This is a genomic window from Halomonas elongata DSM 2581 (genome assembly GCF_000196875.2).
In the GTDB taxonomy this organism is placed as follows: domain Bacteria; phylum Pseudomonadota; class Gammaproteobacteria; order Pseudomonadales; family Halomonadaceae; genus Halomonas; species Halomonas elongata.
In genome coordinates this window covers 988,308-1,007,208 of record NC_014532.2, presented here as the reverse complement: position 1 = coordinate 1,007,208, position 18,901 = coordinate 988,308, and the positions used below count along the sequence as shown (strand labels likewise).

The 18,901-nt window shown below is 59.8% G+C and carries 15 protein-coding genes and 4 tRNA genes; 13 read left to right on the top strand and 6 right to left on the bottom strand.

Annotated elements, in window-relative coordinates; translation table 11 throughout:
* The first annotated feature begins 450 nt into the window (after positions 1 to 450).
* Entirely contained in the window at positions 451 to 1,347 is an 897-nt protein-coding gene (locus HELO_RS04690; protein WP_013331626.1) for a DMT family transporter, read from the top strand.
* Positions 1,348 to 1,561: 214 nt separating this feature from the next.
* On the top strand, positions 1,562 to 2,005 hold the full coding sequence (locus HELO_RS04685) for a hypothetical protein (RefSeq protein WP_041602410.1): 444 nt from the start codon (positions 1,562 to 1,564) through the stop codon (positions 2,003 to 2,005).
* A 117-nt stretch (positions 2,006 to 2,122) separates the two neighbouring features.
* Here HELO_RS04685 and HELO_RS04680 read toward each other — a convergent pair whose 3' ends face one another.
* Positions 2,123 to 2,956 carry a helix-turn-helix transcriptional regulator gene (locus tag HELO_RS04680; RefSeq protein WP_013331625.1) on the bottom strand — a complete coding sequence of 278 codons (834 nt, stop codon included), beginning with the start codon at positions 2,954 to 2,956 and terminating at the stop codon, positions 2,123 to 2,125.
* 122 nt (positions 2,957 to 3,078) lie between these two features.
* Here HELO_RS04680 and HELO_RS04675 point away from each other — a divergent pair, with 122 nt between their 5' ends.
* The 7 genes from HELO_RS04675 to HELO_RS04645 all read left to right on the top strand — a co-directional run bounded on the left by HELO_RS04675 (position 3,079) and on the right by HELO_RS04645 (position 10,027).
* Positions 3,079 to 4,293, top strand: a complete 1,215-nt coding sequence (locus HELO_RS04675; RefSeq protein WP_013331624.1) for an MFS transporter — start codon at positions 3,079 to 3,081, stop codon at positions 4,291 to 4,293.
* A 133-nt stretch (positions 4,294 to 4,426) separates the two neighbouring features.
* The gene (locus HELO_RS04670) at positions 4,427 to 4,921 is read left to right on the top strand and encodes a cupredoxin domain-containing protein (RefSeq protein ID WP_013331623.1); all 495 of its coding nucleotides are present in this window, start codon (positions 4,427 to 4,429) and stop codon (positions 4,919 to 4,921) included.
* Between the two features lie 3 nt (positions 4,922 to 4,924).
* Positions 4,925 to 5,590, top strand: coding sequence for a response regulator (locus HELO_RS04665; RefSeq protein ID WP_013331622.1), 666 nt, complete (start codon positions 4,925 to 4,927; stop codon positions 5,588 to 5,590).
* Positions 5,559 to 6,896: an ATP-binding protein gene (locus HELO_RS04660; RefSeq protein WP_041601915.1), complete on the top strand. Its 1,338-nt coding sequence runs from the start codon at positions 5,559 to 5,561 to the stop codon at positions 6,894 to 6,896. The genes HELO_RS04665 and HELO_RS04660 overlap by 32 nt, the downstream gene beginning before the upstream one ends.
* Before the next feature lie 74 nt (positions 6,897 to 6,970).
* Positions 6,971 to 8,713, top strand: a complete 1,743-nt coding sequence (locus HELO_RS04655) for a copper resistance system multicopper oxidase (RefSeq protein WP_013331620.1) — start codon at positions 6,971 to 6,973, stop codon at positions 8,711 to 8,713.
* A 17-nt stretch (positions 8,714 to 8,730) separates the two neighbouring features.
* Complete coding sequence (locus HELO_RS04650) at positions 8,731 to 9,501, top strand: copper resistance protein B (protein WP_013331619.1); 771 nt, start codon at positions 8,731 to 8,733, stop codon at positions 9,499 to 9,501.
* Between the two features lie 109 nt (positions 9,502 to 9,610).
* The gene (locus HELO_RS04645; RefSeq protein WP_157953391.1) at positions 9,611 to 10,027 is read left to right on the top strand and encodes a hypothetical protein; all 417 of its coding nucleotides are present in this window, start codon (positions 9,611 to 9,613) and stop codon (positions 10,025 to 10,027) included.
* A gap of 441 nt (positions 10,028 to 10,468) precedes the next feature.
* Here the strand turns inward: HELO_RS04645 and HELO_RS04640 are convergent.
* The 5 genes from HELO_RS04640 to HELO_RS04620 all read right to left on the bottom strand — a co-directional run bounded on the left by HELO_RS04640 (position 10,469) and on the right by HELO_RS04620 (position 12,026).
* Positions 10,469 to 10,544: transfer RNA gene (locus HELO_RS04640), tRNA-Asn, on the bottom strand.
* Between the two features lie 43 nt (positions 10,545 to 10,587).
* Positions 10,588 to 10,663, bottom strand: a tRNA-Asn gene (locus tag HELO_RS04635).
* A gap of 60 nt (positions 10,664 to 10,723) precedes the next feature.
* A tRNA-Asn gene (locus HELO_RS04630) sits at positions 10,724 to 10,799 on the bottom strand.
* Between the two features lie 133 nt (positions 10,800 to 10,932).
* Positions 10,933 to 11,009 (bottom strand) — tRNA-Met (locus tag HELO_RS04625).
* Between the two features lie 72 nt (positions 11,010 to 11,081).
* Positions 11,082 to 12,026, bottom strand: coding sequence for a choline ABC transporter substrate-binding protein (locus HELO_RS04620; RefSeq protein WP_013331618.1), 945 nt, complete (start codon positions 12,024 to 12,026; stop codon positions 11,082 to 11,084).
* A gap of 207 nt (positions 12,027 to 12,233) precedes the next feature.
* Here HELO_RS04620 and betI point away from each other — a divergent pair, with 207 nt between their 5' ends.
* From betI to HELO_RS04600, 4 genes are all read left to right on the top strand, one after another.
* On the top strand, positions 12,234 to 12,866 hold the full coding sequence (gene betI / locus HELO_RS04615; protein ID WP_013331617.1) for a transcriptional regulator BetI: 633 nt from the start codon (positions 12,234 to 12,236) through the stop codon (positions 12,864 to 12,866).
* 11 nt (positions 12,867 to 12,877) lie between these two features.
* Positions 12,878 to 14,347 (top strand): betaine-aldehyde dehydrogenase, encoded by a 1,470-nt coding sequence (gene betB, locus HELO_RS04610; protein ID WP_013331616.1) that lies wholly within the window; start codon positions 12,878 to 12,880, stop codon positions 14,345 to 14,347.
* A 176-nt stretch (positions 14,348 to 14,523) separates the two neighbouring features.
* The gene (gene betA / locus HELO_RS04605) at positions 14,524 to 16,215 is read left to right on the top strand and encodes a choline dehydrogenase (protein WP_013331615.1); all 1,692 of its coding nucleotides are present in this window, start codon (positions 14,524 to 14,526) and stop codon (positions 16,213 to 16,215) included.
* Between the two features lie 200 nt (positions 16,216 to 16,415).
* Positions 16,416 to 18,863, top strand: coding sequence for an acyl-CoA dehydrogenase (locus HELO_RS04600; RefSeq protein ID WP_013331614.1), 2,448 nt, complete (start codon positions 16,416 to 16,418; stop codon positions 18,861 to 18,863).
* The last annotated feature ends 38 nt before the right edge of the window (positions 18,864 to 18,901 follow it).

Below are 18,901 nucleotides of genomic sequence, written 5' to 3'. Positions count from 1 at the left end.
GGGCATGAGTCTCGGAGCATACCTCGCCAGCCCATCTTGGAGTTGGCCGGCACGCAAATATCACCACCGCCTTAGTGCTGGCAGTGTCGAGCGCGGCGGCCAGATTCTCGACGATCGACGAAACTACCACCTGATTTGACCTACTTGGTGCCTTCAGTATGAAGACTGGAGGTATCTACGAACCCCGGGGCGCTTCACTGACTGTATCGAAAGCACAACACGACACGTCGCCGCCGACGTCAGCTCCACTCGCCCCACAATACGTTTGCATGGGGGGCTTTTTGAGTCTCAGCATATGAGAGACATGCATGTGTCGCACAAGCCTTTTGGGATGGCGTGAAGAGAATAGCCCGATTCCGCCGGTGCCATATCCTAGCAGTCAAACTTTCAACACCCTAATGATCACCCCCTGAATACCGGACCTCGTATATCCCGGCAGGAGTACCTCGGATGTCTTTCTCGTTACATGGTCACGGACGGGGCCTGGCCATGGCGGCCGCCGGTGTCACGGTTCTGAGCTTCGACAGTCTACTCGTCCGGCTAGCCGCGACAGATGGATGGAATATCATCTTCTGGCGGGGTGCCCTGATGGCCCTATCGCTCGGCCTGCTGTGCCTCGACGGGCGCCGGTTGGCGACACTGCGTGGGAACCCTGGAGCATCCCTACTCTCCGTTCTCCTGTTGGGCATCATCTCCAGCCTGTTTGTTCTGGCCGTCATGAACACCAAGGTGGCGAATGTGGTGGTCATCCTGAGCGCCGCTCCTTTGTTTGCCGCCATTTTCACGTACTGTTTTCTGCATGAGACAGTGGCCCTGCGCACCTGGCTGGCGATCATCTCGGCCATGGCCGGCATGCTGATCGTCTTCGCTGGGTCGCTATCGAGTGATGGCCTGGTCGGCGATCTCTATGCGGTAATCGCCGCGGCCGCTGTCGGTGGCAACCTCACCCTCCTGCGCCGTCACCCCAACCTGGACAGCATTCCCCTCATCGCCATGGGGGGCGGCCTATCGGCATTGATTGCCATACCAATGGCAACACCATTGGCCCTCACAACACAAAGCTATGCCACCTTGGCTCTGATGGGCCTGTTGCAGATGCCATTGGCCACCGCACTGATCAATGGGGCGACCCGCCATCTGCCGTCTGCAGAAGTTGCCCTGTTCTATTTAATTGAAGCCGTGTTCGGCACCCTGTGGGTTTGGTGGTGGCTGGACGAGCAGCCACCACAGGCAACGCTGCTCGGCGGGACATTGATCTTGATCACGCTGTTCATTAATGCCTGGCTTGGCCTACGCGGCTCATCCCACCGGCTGGCTCAGTCTCCTGGGAAGTACCGTAATCCATAGCGGTCAACTCTCTGCTCAGAATCCAATTGCTTGACACCCAATGCCGCCTCACCAGCATGAGAAGGGCATGAACACTGTTTTCGGATAGCCAAGAAAACGCGACAGGACAGTGAGCCTGGGGACTGGCTCAGCCCCCAACAGGACGTCAGCTGCTGCAGTCCCACTATCGCTAACAACGGATCGGTACTCTCTAGGTGTTTAGTCCCGGAATGTAATGGTCCATGGTACGAGGAAGGTCCATGGCTCCAGTACTTCATCAACGCGCCAAGGCCACCACGCCATCCAAAAAGATATACAGCGATCGTCAGCTTCGATCGCGGAGCTGAGTCACCGTTACAACCTCAATCCCAAAATGGTGCGCAAGTGGCGGCATCGCAGTTCCGTGGAAGATGAGCGCATGGGGCCCAAGCAACCAAGCTCTACCTCCTTATCGGACCTTGAGGAGGTCGCAGCGATCACCTTTCGGCACACCACCTGGCTCGCCTTGAATGACTGCTTCTTTGCGCTCCAGCGCTTTATCTCTCATCTGACGCGTTCGAGCCTGCATTGGCTGCATTGGCGCCACAGCATCAGCCAGCTACCTCGTCAGACCGATGAGGCAATGGACAAGCCGTCATTCAAACACTACTCGATTGGCTACCTGCATATGGACATCTGAAAGGTCCACACCAGGGAGGTGTTCATCGAGTAACGGGTCAGAAAACGGAAACGAAACGATGGCCGAGGCCATCGATCCAACCTTACGACCGCAAGCCGACTAGCGATCAATCATCGATTACTCTTTCCAACCGATCGAACGATCAGCAAGAGCCTCGCCGAGCCGCTGCTGAGTATAGGCATCCCCCATGAACACCGTCAGTATCCTGCCGGGATCCTCTGTTGGCTGAAAGAAGCGAACGGTAAACCGCAACTCCCCCAACACCGGATCGATGAACCGCTTGGATGCCGGCGACAGGTCTCCCACATGCTGACGCGGCCACCAGGCGGCAAATTCCTCGCTCGATAGCGTCAACTCATTCACGAGCTGACGAAAGCGCGGATCCCGCATCTGACGCCCATAGAGCGTACGGAACGTCGCCAGGCACTGTTTGGCATGCGACTCCCAATCCGCCAAGCGCTCCCGAAATCCCTCGTCGCGAAAGATCATGCGCATGACATTTCCGCCGGCCTTCTTACCATGCAATTCGGGGAACGCCACTTCGGCAGCCATGTTCATGGCCTCGATATCCCAAGGTCCCGACACACAGTGAGCTGGGTTGGGCGATAACGCTTCGAGTACCTCGGCCTGGGAAACAACAGCCTCGGAACTCGATACGGCCGTCTCTACGGGCCGTTGCACCCCTGCCAGCGCAAACAGATGCCCCATTTCGGCCTCGGAGAGTTGCAAGGCCTTGCTCAGGCACTCCAGGACACGGCGTGATACACCGACATCACGTCCTTGCTCCAGGCGCGTATACCAGTCGGGACTGATGCCGGCGAGTTCCGCCACCTCCTCACGCCGCAACCCCGCGACACGACGACGTTTGCCGACCGGAAAGCCCATAGCTTCGGCATCGACACGTGCACGACACGCCTTCATGAAGGCGCCTAACTCCTCATGATCGATCATGTCCTCTCCATATTTCAGGGTGGGAGTACCAATCCCAGGATAATTCATCACTGGTTGGCCAATTTCCCCTCAGCGTAGAGTCGCTCGGGCATCGACAACGATACCGTCACAGGAGACTCGACATGACGTTATCATCAGCAACGCTCACACCCGATTCACTACGCAGCTTCGGTGTGACAGCCCTCTTGATGGGCACGGCCATTCTGGTGGTTGGGCAACTGTATGCCTACCTTCCACTGACGAGTCCTATCGCCGAACGACTCGGCATCTCGACCACCGATGTGGAGCTGGCCACGACCCTGTTCGCGCTCTGTCAAGCCATCGGCTTTCTGGTCTTCGGCCATCTCAACCATCGCTGGCGAAGCCGCACGCTCTTCGTCGTCGGCATCTCAGGTCTGGCATCGGCCAGTCTGTTGACCGCCCTGGCTCTGAAGCTCGAAATCGGCTGGGGATTCTTGGCCGGTCGCGCTTTGCAAGGCATGACGGCCGCCGCCTTCCCGCCGTTCGCCATCACGATCCTCATCGAAGCAACCAGCGAACGCCACCGACCGACGGCTATCGGCCTGCTCAGCGCAGCTCTATTGATGTCGGCACCGCTAGGCCAGCTCCTGGCCAGCATGATGGCAGACGCCTGGTCGGTACCGGCCGTTTTCCTCGGCGTCGGCGCCCTATTGGTGCCGATTGCCCTTTGCCTATGGCAACTACCTTTCGGAAAGGCCAAGGCATCCCGCGCGGCCCCTGGAAGTTCATTCGCCGGACTGCTGCACTGGCAAGCCCTCGGGCGCTTCTATATAGCTGTGTTTGTACTGCTGATGGGCGTCGTCTACTACTATGCCGTGATCTCATCGGGCGAGACAGTGACGAATCTTCAATGGTTCCGGTTGCTCGGCGCACCAGCCGTGCTGATGACGCTGGTTTCCGGAGCGCTGTTATCCCGCGTGGCGACCAGCCTCGTTCAGACTACGGGGCTGGTGCTGGCAGCAATCGGCGCTCTGCTGTCAGGCATCGTCGTGCAAGGCATCGGTCTGCATATCGGCCATTGGCTGACCCTTGGAGGTATCGCGCTTGCCACACCTGCCTTCCTGCACTTTCTCGGCGAGCAGCCGGCGCTATACAGGCAGCGGGCGATCATGCTCTATACTTTCATCCTCTTTTGTGGTGCCAGCCTCGGCGCCCCTCTAAGTCAGGCCAGCATGGCATGGGGGCAGGAAAGGGCTCTGGCGTGGATGTCCGTCGTCTACATTATCGCGGCACTGCTGCTGGCCTCATACCGGCGCTGGCCAGCCAAGCTCGAGAACCCCCAAGAAGGCAGTGACGCGATACGGCAGGGGCGATGATCGGAAGATATGACGACGACATGGCTTCCCGAACAGAACTCGAACCTAAGGCAGGAGCCTCCCATCATTCAGTTTCAATTCAGCTTGATCGCTTAGAAATCAGTAGGTCAACTCGTCCAATAGAGGTATCAAGATGCATAAGGCGCTTCTCGTCGCTCTCCTCAGCCTGGCGTCTACTACGGCCCTGGGCAGTGCAGGACACGGCAGCGACAACTCGCCGCTCGACACCAGCCAGCCGATTGACCGAACCATCACCCTCGAAGCGGGCGATATGTGGTTCACGCCCGACAAGCTGGAGATCGCTCCCGGCCAGACAGTGAAATTCACCATCACCAACACCGGCAAGCTCGAACATGAGTTCGTAATCGGTAACCCGAAGGCCCAGGCCGAACACCGCGCAATGATGCGAGAGATGGCATCAAGCAACGGGCATGACATGAGCGCCAGCCATCATCATGACAATGGACAGGATAGCCCTGCCAGCATGCCCTCAGTGACCGTTCTGCCAGGCGAGACCGCAACCCTGGTCTGGACCGCTCCCGAAGACATCGAAGCATTGGAGTTCGCCTGCAACATTCCCGGGCATTACAAGGCAGGCATGAATGGTGACCTTCAGATCAAAGGTTAAACCATGAAACTACTGCTTCTCGAAGACGATGACCTGCTGGGAGAGAGCTTGGCAGAAACCCTGAGCGATGAAGGCTATCGTGTCGATATCGCTACGCACTTGCGTGTGGCCGACTCTCTGATGCAGACCGAGGAGTATGGCCTCGTCATTCTCGATATTGGGCTACCCGACGGGTCCGGCCTCGACCTGCTCACACGCTGGCGTGGTCGAGGCTATCAACATCCCGTCCTCGCCCTCACGGCTCGAGATACCTGGGAAGACAAGGTCAATGGCTTGCGCCGAGGGGCGGACGACTATCTCACCAAACCTTTTCATGAGGAGGAGTTGCTTGCCAGGCTGCACGCTCTACTCAGACGTCAACACGGCAATACTGGCAAAATCCTGATCGTCAATGGTATCCATCTCGACGAACATCAGCAGCATGTCAGTACCGATGGAATCACTTGGCAACCCCTGACAGGAACCGAATTTCGGTTGCTACGTTATTTGATGCACAACCCGGACCGCGTCCATTCCAAGCTACGTCTCCTTGACCAGCTCTATACTCTGGAACAGGACGCTCCGGCTCCCAATCTAGTGGAGGTCTATATCAGACGCCTGCGACGGTTACTGGGCCAGGACGTAATCAAGACGCGACGTGGCCAAGGATATATCTTTGCGTCCTCTTGACCATCGCAGTCTAAAGGGCAGGCTACTCGTCTGGCTGGGCGGCGTGGCATTCATCGTGATGGGCGTAACATGGCTATTGCATGGCATTCTTCTGCGCGACTTGGCTCGAGATTTCCTCGGCGATCGCTTGCGCCAGGAAGCAGAATATACAATTGAAAAACTACGCCAGGAACCGACAAATCGCCCTCCCCTCACGGCCCCATCCAGCCTGGCAACTCAAGTTTTTCATCACCTGTATGTGCTGGAACTCGACGGCATAATCTCGACTTCACACCCTGCCTGGCAGGACGCACTGACACCGTTACTGTCTTCCGAAGAAGATAATGTCCTGCAAGACGTGCATCACCAAGGCAGCCACCTACTGGTGTATCGACGCACCTTCACCATTGCCGACCACGAAGGCGTTCTGCTGGTTGGTGAGAGCTTCGACCGAGTCGAAGCCGGACTGAACCAGTTGCACTGGTGGATTGGTATCATCACCGGCACAGTCCTGATACTGCTCATCGTACTAAATCTTTTAGCCGTGAGAGCGGGGTTGCGTCCCATTGTCCAACTCCAGCATCAGATTGACGAGCTTCGCCTGGGAAAACGAACACGCCTAAGATTGGCAGTGCCTACGGAGCTCGAAACGCTCGTGACACAGTTGAACCGATTCATGGATGCTCAGGACAGTCGTCTGCAACGATCCCGGCATGCTGTATCCGATCTTTCCCACGCTCTGAAGACACCTTTGGCCGCCATCATGCAAGTCATGCGGGGCAACCGTCCCATCACGCCAGAGCGACGCGCCAAGATACTAGCGCGTCTGGAGGACATGCAGTCCCAGCTGAGTACTGAACTTCATCGTTCACGGATCGCAGGGACCCATTCCGGTCAGCATACCTGCCTGCAGCGAGAACTCTCCACACTGCTGGATATGTTCCGTACTCTCTATCCTGACAAGACCTTTATATCCCTTGACATGCCTGACGCCACGGCAAGCCTGGCCATGGAGAGACAAGACTTCATGGAAATGGCGGGAATCGTGCTGGACAACGCGGGGAAGTGGGCACGCCATAACATCCAGCTTCATGCGACTCTCACCAACGGCCTGCAACTGGTGATAGAAGATGATGGTCCTGGCATTCCAGAGAAGCAAATCACGAAGCTGGGGCAACGAGGGCAGCGCCTCGATGAAGGCCGCCCCGGACATGGCTTGGGCCTTTCGATCCTGATCCAGTTGCTTGATCACTACGCAGGAACGGTCGAGTTCCAAACACCCCCCGATTCAGGACTTCGCGTCATTATCTTCATTCCTTCAGTTTAACTCGCCGTTCAGTCAAGATTCAGCTTGCCATCGCATCATTGACTCCGTTTTATCGATCTGGACAGGAGTCATACATGGCAATGCCCCAGAAGCCTTTATTACCCTTGACCCGGCGTCAGCTACTCAAGGGAGGAAGCGCCTTGGGAATCAGCACCATGGCGCTAGGGTTACCCCCAGCTTGGGCCAGTCCCTGGGGACAGCCCTCAACGTCTCCACGTGGCACCGAAACCGGGCCTCATATTTCATTGGCCATTCGCCGGGAAACCACTCCTGTCGCGGGTCGCGAAGCTCAGCCGATCAGCATCAATGGCACCAGCCCGGGTCCACTACTCCGTCTCAAGGAAGGCGATGAAGCAGTATTGCGAGTCACCAATCTGCTAGAGGAGTCCACATCCATTCACTGGCATGGACTTATTCTTCCACCAGAAATGGACGGCGTACCCGGCGTCAGCTTTGCTGGTATCGCCCCCGGAGAAACCTTCACCTACCGCTTCCCGGTACGCCAAAACGGTACCTATTGGTATCACAGCCACTCGGGGCTTCAGGAACAACTCGGCCATGCCGGCCCCTTGATCATTGACGCTGCCGAGCCAGAACCCTTTCGCTATGACCGTGAGCATGTACTGTTACTGACCGACTGGAGCTTCGAAGACCCTGCTTCCATCTTTCATAACCTGAAAACCGGTGAAGGCTACTACAACTTCCAGGAAAGAACGGTCGTGGACTTTTTCACTGATGTGGAAAAAAACGGTTTAGCCGACACCGTTGCCCAACGTGCCATGTGGTCCAAGATGCGCATGAGCTCTCGGGACATCTCCGATGTTACCGGCAGCACCTATACCTACTTGATGAACGGCCAGTCGCCAGAACAGAACTGGACGGCATTGTTCCAGTCTGGCGAAACTCAGCGACTCCGTATCATCAACGGCTCGGCGATGACCTACTTCGACGTGCGAATCCCGGGACTCATCATGACGGTCGTGGCCGCCGATGGCCAGCCAATCCAACCTGTCCCCGTCGAAGAATTCCGCATTGGAGTCGCCGAAACCTATGACGTACTCGTAACACCTCAGGCAAATACCGCTTATACCCTCTTCGCCGAATCCATGGATCGCAGCGGCTATGCACGTGGCACTCTCGCTCCCAGGTACGGCATGGCTGCCGCCATACCTGTGCGCCGCCGGATCGCCGATCGCAGCATGGAAGTCATGGACGCACATGGGGGAATGGATATGTCCGAACATAACAACATGCCGAGCCCCCCTTCCAGCATGCACCATTCCCAAATGACCGGCATGGATGGCATGGCATCAATCGAGGGCAGTGGAATGCTCCCCGCAGGTATGGAACAGCCAGGCTCCCGTCTTGATCAGCCTGGTATCGGCATCGATCCGCACGAACGTCGCGTACTGGTCTACCGGGATCTGAAGTCAATACGTCCCTGGCCGGATCACCGACCGCCGGGAAGAGAGATCGAGCTTCATCTGACCGGCAACATGGAACGCTATATGTGGTCCTTCGACGGCAAGAAGTTCAGCGAGGTGACAGGACCCATCCACTTCGAGAAGGATGAGCGTCTTCGATTGATTCTGATCAACAACACCATGATGGAGCACCCCATCCATCTGCATGGCATGTGGATGGAGCTGGAGAACGGTGCCGGCGAGCTGATTCCCCGCAAGCATACCCTGAACGTCAAACCCGGTGAGCGCCTTTCCGCATTGATCACTGCCGATGCCGAGGGGAGCTGGGCCTTCCATTGCCACCTTCTCTATCACATGAAAGCCGGCATGTTCCGGGTCGTCAACGTCGCTTAACGAGTGAAGGAGTATTCATGGATTCCAAGATTCTCGCGGTGGGTATCGGCGCCAGTTTCACCCTTTTGATCGCTACCAGCACACAGGCCGATGACGACTACAATGCGCCGCACGACTGGCCAACACCGATCGTCGAACACTCACGAGGTTCGCTGCTCATCGATCGCCTCGAATACACCACACCCGACAAGGGGGAAGAGGCTCTAGCATGGGACTTTCGCGCCTGGTATGGCGGTGATATCAAGCGTATCTATCTGAAAGGCGAAGGCGAAAACATCCAAGGAGATGGCAAAGATGCCGAGTTCGAAAACCTCGATCTTCTGTACAGTCGTCTGATTGCTCCCTTTTGGGAGCTACAGGGTGGTATCGGCTATCAAGGTGGAATTGCTACGGATACTTCTCCTGAGCGTTACTTCGGGGTCATCAACCTACAGGGGCTAGCGCCCTACCGCTTCGATACCGATATCAGCCTGAGAGTCAGCGATGATGGGGATATATCGGGAAGCCTGGAGACCGAATACGATATCCGCCTGACTCAACGGCTGCTCCTCCAACCGCGTCTGGAAGTCGCCGCCTCGGCCAACGACGTGCCCGAATTCGGCATCGGCGAAGGCCTAAACTCCGTACGCACAGGTCTACGCCTGCGTTATGAAATCAGCCGCAAATTCGCTCCCTACATCGGCGGCTATTGGCAGAAATCATATGGTAACACCGCCGATATAGCACAAGATGATGGTGAAGCTGCTGAGGATACCGGGATAGTGGCCGGTATACGCATGTGGTACTGAGCCGAACTCTGGCCCCAAACCGATCCCTGTATTCTTAACATGTCACTTATTCAGCACAATTTCAGTTATTCCTTTCATACTCAATCATGTCCACGGAACAAGGAGGATCATGATGAAACTCTATGCCACCATTCTTGGTACCACTCTGCTAGGACTTTACTCAGTGACCAGCTTCGCCATTACAGGCAATCAGTCGCCACAACCATTAATGCTAAACGAAGGAGTATCCGATACTCAGCTAATCTCTTCTACTCCCAGGCGCTACGAGCTTCAGATGAATCAAGAAAGCGACCTAAAGATCAGTAGCGGGCACCTCGCCAGCGACTCCGGCGATAACATCACCATCCAGGGCAGGCTTTATGACGAAGCAGGTCTCTTGGTATCAATGGACTCGAGCTATCAAGGGCACTTTATGATTACCGAGCGGGTAACTCCCGGAACCTACATACTGGAAGTAAAGGGAGACGCAATGGGCAGCCCGAATGAGGTCTCCAACCGTTACAACCTTCACCTGGGCGTAAATTAACCTGAAAAGGAGCTGACATCTTTCTTCAGCAATATGCCAAGGTCAGCAGCAGCGTCTGGCCTTGGCCCGAATGGGATCTGAACAACATATAATGCAACTGTTCAAAAAAACAGCATATAAACCAATATCTTTCCTACCAGCTTTTAACCGTACAAAACCGCCATATATCGAGTAACGGCATACCCACCACTTCACAAGACCCTGAACACCTCATAGGAACGTTCTGTCAAAGGCTACATCTTGACACGTATCGATATACTGCCAAAGAAAAATCGCCACAACCATTATTTGTCTATCATGACTCATCGCGATAACGATGATCACAATGCCTAACCTATAACAGAACACTTCTTCAATAAGTGGCCAAGCCCAAACATATAATATTTATACGAAGAACCTGTCCGACATTCGAGCCAAGGGAGGAAAGCTAGGTAGAAAAGATGGCTCCCCGAACAGGACTCGAACCTGTGACCCAATGATTAACAGTCATTTGCTCTACCAACTGAGCTATCGGGGAATGACGATGTACGCACCCTGAAACGGGCAATAGGTAGGAAAGGTGGCTCCCCGAGCAGGACTCGAACCTGCGACCCAATGATTAACAGTCATTTGCTCTACCAACTGAGCTATCGGGGAATAACCTTTAATGCGCCCTTTCGATCGACGCGACGTTCGAGCCTTGCTGAAACAAGGTGTTGGCTCCCCGAGCAGGACTCGAACCTGCGACCCAATGATTAACAGTCATTTGCTCTACCAACTGAGCTATCGGGGAACGACCTCGAACACGGGGCGTAGTATACGGATCGGCTCGGCAACGTCAAGTGCCATCGGCTGGATCCACCGGTGACAAGCCCCAACGCAAGACGCCCGCTCGGCATGGCCGAACGGGCGTCTTCGAATATCTCTGGTGGCTACGCCCTGATTCGAACAGGGGACCCCATCATTATGAGTGATGTGCTCTAACCAGCTGAGCTACGTAGCCTTTCCGTTGCCGCGCGAGCAACGGGAGGGGATTATGCACGCGGGCTCCCTGCATGGCAAGCCCGCGCCAACATTAGCCCTCGATGGACAGCGCCTGCTTGACTGCCGGCAGCGCCGGTTCGCCGGCCTTGGTGGTCACACCCTCGAGCCAGCTATCGAGCACCTCGGGGTGCTCCTGGAGATACGCCTTCGCTGCCTGGCGGGGATCGGTTCCCTCATCCATGATGGCACCCATCAGTTGGTTTTCCATCTCCAGGGTGAAGCTCAGGTTGTCCAGCAGGTTCCCGACATTGGGGCAAGCCTCGGTGTAACCGGCCCGGGTGTTGGTGTACACCGTGGCCCCGCCCAGATTCGGCCCGAAGTAGTCATCGGCGCCCTCGAGGTAGGCCATGTCGAAGTTGGTGTTCATCGGGTGCGGTTCCCACCCCAGGAAGACCATCCACTTCTCGTCCGGGACTCGCGCCTTCAACTCGGCCAGCATGCCTGCCTCACTGGAATCGACCAGTTGCCAGTCCCCCAGGCCAAAGGCATCGTCATCGATCATCTTCTGAATCATCTCGTTGCCGTCGTTACCGGCTTCGATGCCATGCAGTTGATGTGAGAAACGCTCGGCATTCTCGTCCAGGTCGGCCACCGAGGTCACGCCGGCGTCATAGACGTACTGCGGTACCGCCAGCGTGTATTTTGCCCCTTCCAGGTTGGCGTCCAGTCGCTCCACCTCGCCACGCTCGACGTACGGATCGCTGATCGAGGCCATGGACGGCATCCAGTTGCCGAGGAAGACATCGAAATCACCGTTCTTCATGCCCGAATAGGCGATGGGCACCGAAACGGTATCGATGCGGGTCTCATAGCCCATGGCTTCCAATACTTCGGTGGTCAGTGCGGTGGTAGCGGTGATGTCCGTCCAGCCGACCTCGGCGAAACGCACCGGCTGGCAACTGTCGTCGGCGGCCATTGACGGCGAGGCGGACAGCGCGAAAGCGGCAGTCGCCAACCCCATGGTCATCTTGTTCATTGACGTCTCTCCCTTGAAGTGGAAAGTGGATAGTCGGCGCGGGCATCTGTGTCACGAGAGCCCGTCGCTCCCGGGCGGAATTGCTGAAGACCCGCCCGACGCCATTTTTATTGATTGAACATTCAATAAAAAAATGGCAAACTGGTGTTATCTTAACCATGCTAGACCGCATGGTTGCAAGGTGAATACGTGAGAGGAGTCAGCAAGGTGCCCAAGGTCGGAATGGAACCCATCCGTCGCCAACAGCTGATCAAGGCCACCATGGCCGCTATTGATGAGGTTGGCCTGGCCGATGCCACGGTGATGCGCATCGCGCGGCATGCCGGCGTATCCGCCGGGATCATCAGTCATTATTTCGGCGGCAAGGACGGTCTGATGGAGGCGACGATGCGCCAGATCCTCCACGACCTGGGCGCCGCCGTGTCGGCACGACGCCAGGCCCTGTCGACGACCTCCCCCAGGGCGCATCTGGAAGCGATCATCGACGGCAACTTCGATCGCAGCCAGGTCACCGGCCCGGTGGCCAAGACCTGGCTGGCCTTCTGGGCCAGCAGCATGCACCAGCCGCAGTTGCAGCGCCTGCAGAACGTCAACGACCGACGCCTGTATGCCAACCTCTGTCACCAGTTTCGTTTCTTGATGCCGCGCGAGCAGGCCCGCGACGCCGCTCGCGCCCTGGCCGCGATGATCGATGGTCTCTGGCTGCGCGGTGCCCTGACGCCCGAGGGCCTGGATTCAGACCGCGCGCGGCGCCTGGCACGGGAATATCTCGACCAACTGCTGCGAGCCCAAGACGCACGGACCCCGAATTCTTCACACGAACCCCAACCCGAGTCCTGATGGGAGCCAACATGACACAGCTCGATACTCAGTCCCTCTACATCGACGGCCGCCGTGTGGACGCCACCTCCGGCGAGACCTTCCCGGTCGTGAATCCCTTCGACGGTAGTCACCTGGCCGATATCCAGCAGGCCAGCGAGGCGGATGTCGATACCGCCGTCGCTGCCGCTCGACGTGGCCAGCGTATCTGGGCCGCCATGACCGGTGTGGAACGCGGTCGCGTTCTGAATCGCGCCGTGGCGCTGTTGCGGGAGCGCAATGACGAGATCGCCGAACTGGAAACGCGCAATACCGGCAAGCCGATCAGCGAGACTGCCGAGGTGGATATCGTCACCGGTGCCGACGTGCTCGAGTATTACGCCGGCCTGGCCGGGGCCATCGAAGGCAGCCAGATCCCGCTGCGCGACTCCTCCTTCGTCTACACCCGTCGCGAACCGCTGGGCGTGATCGGTGCCATCGGCGCCTGGAACTACCCCATCCAGATCGCCTGCTGGAAATCCGCTCCGGCACTGGCCGCCGGCAACGCCGTGGTCTTCAAGCCCAGCGAGGTCACCCCGCTGACCGCCATGGTGCTCGCCGAGATCTTCACCGAAGCCGGCATGCCCGACGGCGTGTTCAATGTCATCCATGGCGATGCCCGGGTCGGTCAGTTGATCACCGGCCACGCCGATATCGACAAGGTGTCCTTCACCGGCGAAGTCGGCACCGGCAAGAAGGTGATGTCCGCTTCGGCCGCCTCCACCCTCAAGGACGTGACCATGGAGCTGGGCGGCAAGTCGCCGCTGATCGTCTTCGATGACGCCGATCTGGACCGCGCCGCCGACGCCGCCATGATGGCCAACTTCTATTCCAGCGGGCAGATCTGCACCAACGGCACCCGGGTCTTCGTCGACCGCCGCGTCAAGGATGCCTTCGAAGCCAAGATTGCCGAGCGCGTGGCACGCATCAAGGCCGGCGACCCGATGGACCCGACGGTCAACTTCGGCCCGCTGGTCAGCTTCGAGCATCAGGAGAAGGTTCTCTCCTATATCGCCCTGGGCAAGCAGGAAGGCGCCCGCGTGCTGGCCGGCGGCGATGCCTGGGATCAGGGCAGCTACAGCTCCGGCGCCTGGGCCGCGCCCACGGTGTTCACCGACTGTGACGACAGCATGCGCATCGTGCGCGAAGAGATCTTCGGCCCCGTGATGTCGATCCTGGCCTTCGACGACGAGGAGGAAGTGATCCGCCGCGCCAATGACACCTTCTACGGCCTGGCCGCCGGCGTCTTCACCGAGGGGCTCAATCGCGCCCACCGCGTGATCCATCGCCTCGAGGCCGGCATCTGCTGGGTCAACACCTGGGGCGAGTCTCCCGCCGAAATGCCGGTAGGCGGCTACAAGCAGTCCGGCGTTGGCCGCGAGAACGGCGTCGAGACCCTGGCCCACTACACGCAGACCAAGTCGGTGCAGGTCGAGATGGGGCCCTTCGAATCGGTGTTCTGATCGCCACTTGGCGCTATTCGCGAGATGAGCGCCGAGGATAAGGCGAAGCGAGGGTCATCCGCCATGGATGGCGGATGTAGCGCCCAGGGATGGGTTTACAGCGCCCTCGCGCAGGCTTGTCGCCGGCAAAGCTCATCTTCCACCGAGTTCTTTTTGTCATTGCCCAGGGAGGCTCCATGTCTCAGACCCGTGAATTCGATTACGTCATCATCGGCGCCGGTTCCGCCGGCAACGTCCTGGCCGCTCGCCTGACCGAAGACCCGGACGTCAAGGTCCTGCTGCTCGAGGCCGGCGGCCCCGACTATCGCTTCGACTTCCGCACCCAGATGCCTGCGGCACTGGCCTTTCCGTTGCAGGGCAAGCGCTACAACTGGGCCTTCGAGACCGACCCCGAACCGCACATGGACGGTCGTCGCATGGAATGCGGACGTGGCAAGGGACTCGGCGGTTCCTCGCTGATCAACGGCATGTGCTACATCCGCGGCAACGCCCTTGATTACGATAACTGGGCCAAGCGCGATGGCCTCGGCGACTGGACCTACGCCGACTGCCTGCCCTACTTCCGCAAGGCCGAGACGCGTGACATCGGTCCCAACGACTACCATGGCGGCGAGGGCCCGGTCAGCGTCACCACGCCCAAGGAAGGCAACAACCCCCTCTACCACGCCTTTATCGAGGCGGGTCAGCAGGCCGGTTACCCAGCCACGGAGGACGTCAACGGCTACCAGCAGGAAGGCTTTGGCCCCATGGACCGTTTCGTCACGCCGAACGGTCGTCGCGCCTCCACGGCGCGCGGCTATCTCGACCAGGCCAAGTCACGCCCGAACCTGACCATCGAGACCCACGCCACCACCGACGTCATCACCTTCGAGGGCAAGCGCGCCACCGGGGTGCGTTACGCACGCAAGGGGCAGCCGCAAGAGGTGCGCGCCCGCCGCGAGGTGCTGTTGTGTGCCGGCGCCATTGCCTCGCCGCAGATCCTGCAACGCTCTGGCGTGGGGCCACAGGACGTGCTCGATGAATTCGGCATCGAACCGGTGCAGGTCAACGAGAATGTCGGCGCCCATCTTCAGGATCACCTGGAGATGTACATCCAGTACGAATGCACCCAACCGATCTCGCTGTATCCGGCGCTGAAATGGTGGAACCAGCCGAAGATCGGTGCCGAATGGATGTTCCTGGGTACAGGCGTGGGCGCCAGCAACCAGTTCGAGGCGGCCGGTTTCATCCGCAGCCGCGACGAGGAAGAGTGGCCCAACCTGCAGTACCACTTCCTGCCCATCGCCATCAGCTACAACGGCAAGAGCGCCGTCCAGGCCCATGGTTTCCAGGCCCACGTCGGCTCGATGCGCTCCGAGAGCGAAGGGCGAGTGCGCCTGACCTCCCGCGATCCCGCGGCGGCGCCCAGCATCCTGTTCAACTACATGTCCACCGACAAGGACTGGCAGGAATTCCGCGACGCCATCCGGCTGACCCGCGAGATCATCGCGCAACCGGCCTTCGATGCCTATCGCGGTCGCGAGATTTCCCCCGGCCCGAACGTGCAGTCCGACGCCGAGCTCGATGCCTTCGTGCGCGAACACGCCGAGACCGCCTACCATCCCTGCGGTAGCTGCCGCATGGGCGAAGGCGATGACGCCGTGGTCGATGGCGCCGGCCGTATCCATGGACTGGAAGGCCTGCGGGTGGTCGATGCATCGCTGTTCCCGGTGATCCCCACCGGTAACCTCAACGCCCCGACGATCATGCTGGCCGAGAAGATGGCCGACAAGATCCGCGGTCGCGACCCGCTGCCCCAGAGTGATGCGCCCTACTACGTGGCCAACGGCGCCCCCGCCCGGAAGGAGCCCATGCGCCGGCTCGACTGAGCCTGTCGCGCTCCGCTATCTCGCCGCCACGCCCCGCCTGCTGACGCAGCGCGGGGCGTTTTCATTGCTCGCCGAAGCGAAGAGCAGAACAGCGTGGGGAAACCGCCAAATCGCTGGCCGCTTGCAGGGAACTGGGCTACTCTGCAAGAATTCAAACAGATGTTCGAATCCTTGCCAATGATAACGACCCGGAGACACCCATGCTGACCCTGATCCTGCTCGTGCTGGCCGTGATCGGCCTGCTCATCGTGATGCGCCGCGAGGCCGGCGCCTTGCCCGCACTGGCGGTCACCGGCGTGACCGGCCTGATCGGCATCTTCGCCGGCGCACCGGTGATCGGCGTGCTGCTGCTGATCGCCACCGCCGGCATCGCCGCTTGCGGCCTGCCGGGCGTACGCAGCGCCTGGCTGACGCCGCGACTGTTCGCGATGTTCAAGAAGGTCGCCCCCAAGGTCTCGGATACCGAACGCACCGCCCTGGAAGCCGGTAGCGTGGCCTGGGACGGCGAGCTGTTCTCCGGGCGCCCGGACTGGAATCGTTTGCTGGCCTTCCGCGACGATGGCCTGAGCGACGAGGAGCGAGCCTTCGTCGATCACCAGTGCGGCGTCGCCGCCGGCATGTGCAATGCCTGGGACATCGCCCGCGAGCGGGCCGACCTGCCCCAGGAGCTCTGGGATTATCTCAAGCGCGAACGTTTCTTCGGCATGATCATCCCCAAGGAATACGGCGGCCTGGGCTTCTCCGCCAAGGCACAGTCGACGATCCTGCAGAAGCTGTCGATCAGCGAGACCCTGATGGTCACCGTCGGGGTGCCCAACTCCCTCGGCCCGGGCGAGCTGCTGCTCAAGTACGGCACCGAGGAACAGAAGAACCACTACCTGCCGCGCCTGGCAGATGGTCGCGAGATCCCCTGTTTCGGACTGACCGGCCCACGTGCGGGCAGTGACGCCACGTCGCTGCCGGATACCGGCGTGGTCTGCAAGCGCACCATCGACGGCGAGGAAGTGCTGGGCCTGGAGCTGACCTTCGAGAAACGCTGGATCACCCTGGCCCCCATCGCCACCGTGGTCGGCCTGGCCTTCCGCCTGTTCGACCCCGAGCATCTGCTCGGCGACGACGAGGATCGCGGCATCACCCTGGCACTGGTGCCCCGCGACACCGAAGGCATGCAGATCGGCCGACGCCACCACCCCATCGGCAGCCCCTTCCTCAACGGCCCGATCAAGGGCGACAAGGTCTTCGTGCCGCTCTCGACCATCATCGGCGGCGAGGAAATGATCGGCCAGGGCTGGCGCATGCTGGTCGAGTGCCTGTCCGTCGGCCGCTGCATCACCCTGCCCTCCGGCGCCACCGGCACGGCCCGCTACGCCATCGGCTGGAGCGGCGGCTTCGCCCGCATCCGCCGTCAGTTCAACGTGCCGGTGGCCGAGATGGAAGGTGTCCAGGAGCCCCTGGCCCGCATGACGGCACTGGCCTATATCGCCCAGGCGGCCGTCTACCAGACCGCCAACACCATCGACCACGGCGAGAAGCCGGCGGTACCCTCGGCGATCCTCAAGAGCCAGTTGACCGAGTTCCAGCGCGACATCCTCGCCGACGCCATGGATATCCACGGCGGCAAGGCGGTGACGCTCGGGCCACGCAACTATCTCGGCATCGGCTATAGCGCCAACCCGGTGGCCATCACCGTCGAGGGCGCCAACATCATGACGCGCAACCTGATGATCTTCGGTCAGGGCGCGATCCGCTGCCATCCTTACGTCCTCGAGGAACTGGCCGCCAAGGACGCCGACGATTCCAAGGCCTTCGACCGGGCCTTCTTCAACCATGCCGGCCTGATCTTCGGCAACGCCGCCCGCGCCCTGACCCAGGGGCTCGGCCTCGGCAAGCCCGAGGTGCCCTTCGACGATGTTGCCGCGCCCTACGCCAAGGACATCGCCCGCCTGTCCTCCGGCTTCGGCCTCGCCGCCGATGCCGCCATGGCCAGCCTCGGTTCGAAGCTCAAGCAGCGCGAGATGCTCTCCGCCCGGCTCGGCGATGTGCTCTCCAACCTCTACCTGGCCAGCATGCTGCTCAAGCAATGGCACGAGGGCGACCGCGTCGAGGGCGAGGAAGCCTTGCTGCACTACGCCGCCCGCCTGTTGCTGGGACGTGCCGAACAGGCCTTCGTCGAACTCTTCGAGAACCTGCCCAACCGCGCCCTCGGCCGCACACTGCGCCTGATCGTCATGCCCCTCGGCCGACGCTGGTCGCGCCCTCAGGACGACCTGTCGCGAGCCATCGCCCAATCCGTCTCCTGCGACAGCGCCCTGCGCCACAAACTCACCGCCAATACCTGGGACACCAACGACGGCCCTCAGGACAACCCGCTGGCTCGCTACAACGCACTGCTGGCCACCCAGGAACGTGCCGAGGCCCTGTATCGCACGGTCGGCAAGGCACACGCCAAGGGCGAGATCCCGGCCGAGGCGCTGCATCCCGAACAGCAGGTGGAGGCCGCCTTCGCCGCCGGGCTGATCAGCGAGGAGGACGCCACCTTCATGCGCCAGCGCGAAGCCGAGGTGCTGGACATGCTGACCGTGGACGACTTCGAGTACGACGCCTTCGTCACCGACAAGTCCAAGGTGCTGCGCCACCACCCCGCCTGACGCCTTCTTCTCTTCCACCATGACGCGAAGCCCCGGCC

Excerpts from the sequence above, each read along its gene's own strand:
- HELO_RS04690 (WP_013331626.1), top strand. The coding sequence starts at position 451 with ATGTCTTTCTCGTTACATGGTCACGGACGGGGCCTGGCCATGGCGGCC.
- HELO_RS04685 (WP_041602410.1), top strand. The coding sequence starts at position 1,562 with ATGGTCCATGGTACGAGGAAGGTCCATGGCTCCAGTACTTCATCAACG.
- HELO_RS04680 (WP_013331625.1), bottom strand. The coding sequence starts at position 2,956 with ATGATCGATCATGAGGAGTTAGGCGCCTTCATGAAGGCGTGTCGTGCA.
- HELO_RS04675 (WP_013331624.1), top strand. The coding sequence starts at position 3,079 with ATGACGTTATCATCAGCAACGCTCACACCCGATTCACTACGCAGCTTC.
- HELO_RS04670 (WP_013331623.1), top strand. The coding sequence starts at position 4,427 with ATGCATAAGGCGCTTCTCGTCGCTCTCCTCAGCCTGGCGTCTACTACG.
- HELO_RS04665 (WP_013331622.1), top strand. The coding sequence starts at position 4,925 with ATGAAACTACTGCTTCTCGAAGACGATGACCTGCTGGGAGAGAGCTTG.
- HELO_RS04655 (WP_013331620.1), top strand. The coding sequence starts at position 6,971 with ATGGCAATGCCCCAGAAGCCTTTATTACCCTTGACCCGGCGTCAGCTA.
- HELO_RS04650 (WP_013331619.1), top strand. The coding sequence starts at position 8,731 with ATGGATTCCAAGATTCTCGCGGTGGGTATCGGCGCCAGTTTCACCCTT.
- HELO_RS04645 (WP_157953391.1), top strand. The coding sequence starts at position 9,611 with ATGATGAAACTCTATGCCACCATTCTTGGTACCACTCTGCTAGGACTT.
- HELO_RS04620 (WP_013331618.1), bottom strand. The coding sequence starts at position 12,026 with ATGAACAAGATGACCATGGGGTTGGCGACTGCCGCTTTCGCGCTGTCC.
- betB (WP_013331616.1), top strand. The coding sequence starts at position 12,878 with ATGACACAGCTCGATACTCAGTCCCTCTACATCGACGGCCGCCGTGTG.
- betA (WP_013331615.1), top strand. The coding sequence starts at position 14,524 with ATGTCTCAGACCCGTGAATTCGATTACGTCATCATCGGCGCCGGTTCC.
- HELO_RS04600 (WP_013331614.1), top strand. The coding sequence starts at position 16,416 with ATGCTGACCCTGATCCTGCTCGTGCTGGCCGTGATCGGCCTGCTCATC.